Raw genomic sequence first — 2228 nt, 5'->3', positions numbered from 1 at the left:
GCAACGACCCGCTCCGGAACATGCGCTTCCGGGTTGAGATCGACCAGATCACCCAGGCATTCTTCAGCGAGGTTGCCATTGGCGAGACCACCACTGAGGCGATCGACTATCGCGAGGGCACGGAGCCGACGCATGTCCGCAAGCTGCCCGGCCTCACCAAGTACGGCAACATTACCCTCAAGTGGGGGGTCACCGACTCGCAGGAGCTCTATTCCTGGCACAAACAGGTGGTGGCCGGCGGCATCAAGAATGCCCGCAAGAAGGTGAAGATCATCGTCATCGACGAGTCCGGGGCCGACAAGGCAAGCTTCCTCGTCTCGGAGGCCTGGCCGACCAAGTACGACCCGAGCGATCTCAATGGCAAGGGCAATGAAGTTTTCATCGAGCTGCTCGAGCTGGTCAACGAAGGCATCGAGCGCACCGCTTAGGAGGACGCGCAATGGACCGGACGCTTTCCCCCACGTTCCGCACCGAGTTCGAATTCTCGCTGCCGAAGGGCTACGTCGACGAGGCCGGGGTGCTGCACAAGCGCGGCGTCATGCGGCTCGCGACGGCGGCCGACGAGATCCTGCCGCTGCGCGACCCGCGTGTGCAGTCGAACCCGGCCTATCTCACGGTGATCATCCTCGCGCGGGTCATTACTCGCCTCGGCGCCCTGCCGCACATCGACACGCAGCTGGTGGAGTCGTTGTTCGCCTGCGACCTCGAGCACCTGCGCCGGCTCTACGAGGAGATCAACGGCGCCGAGGAGGAGGACGAACTGCCGGCGACGGCCGGAGCCGGCTTGGCGAATGGTCGCGCGGTCGGTGGGATGTCACTGCCGGGGGAAGCCTGATGGCCTACCCCATGGCCGATCTCTACGGGGAAATGGCGTTCATCGCCTCGCACTTCCACTGGGGCAGCGAGACGCTGATGACCATGCCGCATCGCGAGCGCCGCCGCTGGTGCCGCGAGATTTCGCGCATCAACCGGATGCATTCGGGCGCCGCAGGCGATCCGTTTGCGGGGCTGTGATATGGCGCGACGCGATCCCTATTCCGGCTTCCGTTTCCTGGTCGAGGTCGACCAGGTGATCAAGGGCGGCTTCTCGCGCGTGCGCGGCCTATCCCGCGAGACCCGGGTCGAGACCTTCCGCGAGGGTGGGGTCAACGACCACGAGCACAAGCTTTCGTCGCTGACGACCTACGGCAATCTCGTGCTCGAGCGCGGCATCGCAGATCCGTTCCTTTACGCCTGGCACCAGGCGGTGGTCGAGGGCCTGGTCAAGCGCGCGGTGGTGACCGTCACGCTGCGCGACGAGGGCATGAACGACGTCTGGAGCTGGAACGTCCTCAGCGCCTACCCGGTTAAGTGGACCGCCTCCGACCTCGACGCCGCTTCCGGTCAGGTCACCACCGAATCGGTGGAGTTCGCGCATCACGGTTTCCTGTTGCGCCCCGGCCTCGGGGGGCTCGGGCTGTGAGGATCGCGCGGAACATCGCCGCGGCAGGGCGGTTGACGCCGGTCATCGGCAGCGGCCGCGGGTTGCCGGCGTCGCGGCGTCGGCGTGCGGTGCCGCTGCACTGGCGCCCGGCCACGCCGGCGCGCAAGTTCCCGGTCCTGAACTTCGCGATCCGGCCGCTGTGGCGCATCGCCATTGCCGCTGGCCCGGTCCGCCACAAGCAACTCCATGCGGGGACCGTCGTCGAACGGGAGGCAGCGCCGGATGGATCGGAGCCTCGCGGTGTGGCGCGCGGGGTGCAGACGCAGATCCTCTGGCGCCCGCGCAGTGCGTCGACCGGCGGCCCGGCGGGTGATCGGCGCGGCACGCCGGGTGCGGCTCTCGCGATGCCATCTGCCGACGCCGGTGCGCCGCGCCGCGGTTTCACCTTGCCCAGGGTGCAGGACCGTCCTCGCGACCACGCTTGGCCGGCCGCCCAGCCGGCGCTCGGCTGGACGAGCATGCGGTCGCTCGTGGTTCACGGCGCGCCGGGTGCGGTGATGCGGATGCCCGCGCCTGCCACCGGCGCCTCCCTTTCTTGGCGGGTGTGGGGGAGCCCGAAGGTCGAGGCAGCGTTGCCGGTCCGTGGGCAGGCCCGCTCCATTGTGCCGGGCGCGCGCGCGGCGGCGCCTCGAACGGCCCCAGCGGCTGTCGGCCGCGCCGCCTCGCCCGTCCGTGCGGCGGTTTCGCCCGAGGCAGCGCCCCCGCGCAGGCTCATCGCCACGATCCGCTCGGTGGCGGCGGCCGG

General features: G+C 69.3%; 5 protein-coding genes. All 5 read left to right on the top strand.

The annotated features are described in order from the left end of the window. Positions 1 to 428 (top strand): phage tail protein (locus AC5JLB_RS30710; protein ID WP_495877615.1); only part of this gene is annotated, 428 nt, incomplete at its 5' end. Positions 429 to 439: 11 nt separating this feature from the next. Next, on the top strand, positions 440 to 835 hold the full coding sequence (locus AC5JLB_RS30705) for a hypothetical protein (RefSeq protein WP_495877614.1): 396 nt from the start codon (positions 440 to 442) through the stop codon (positions 833 to 835). After that, complete coding sequence (locus tag AC5JLB_RS30700) at positions 835 to 1014, top strand: DUF6760 family protein (protein WP_495877613.1); 180 nt, start codon at positions 835 to 837, stop codon at positions 1012 to 1014. Before AC5JLB_RS30705 ends, AC5JLB_RS30700 begins: the two co-directional genes overlap by 1 nt. A 1-nt stretch (position 1015) precedes the next feature. Beyond that, on the top strand, positions 1016 to 1462 hold the full coding sequence (locus AC5JLB_RS30695; RefSeq protein ID WP_495877612.1) for a phage tail protein: 447 nt from the start codon (positions 1016 to 1018) through the stop codon (positions 1460 to 1462). 32 nt (positions 1463 to 1494) lie between these two features. After that, a partial coding sequence (locus AC5JLB_RS30690) for a hypothetical protein (RefSeq protein WP_495877611.1) occupies positions 1495 to 2228 on the top strand: 734 nt, incomplete at its 3' end.

The organism is Myxacorys chilensis, from assembly GCF_059505265.1.
The sequence above is the reverse complement of the archived record's forward strand: the minus strand, read 5'-3'. Positions and strand labels throughout refer to the sequence as shown.

Coding starts and splice junctions, on each gene's coding strand:
- AC5JLB_RS30705 (WP_495877614.1), top strand. CDS start 440: ATGGACCGGACGCTTTCCCCCACGTTCCGCACCGAGTTCGAATTCTCG.
- AC5JLB_RS30700 (WP_495877613.1), top strand. CDS start 835: ATGGCCTACCCCATGGCCGATCTCTACGGGGAAATGGCGTTCATCGCC.
- AC5JLB_RS30695 (WP_495877612.1), top strand. CDS start 1,016: ATGGCGCGACGCGATCCCTATTCCGGCTTCCGTTTCCTGGTCGAGGTC.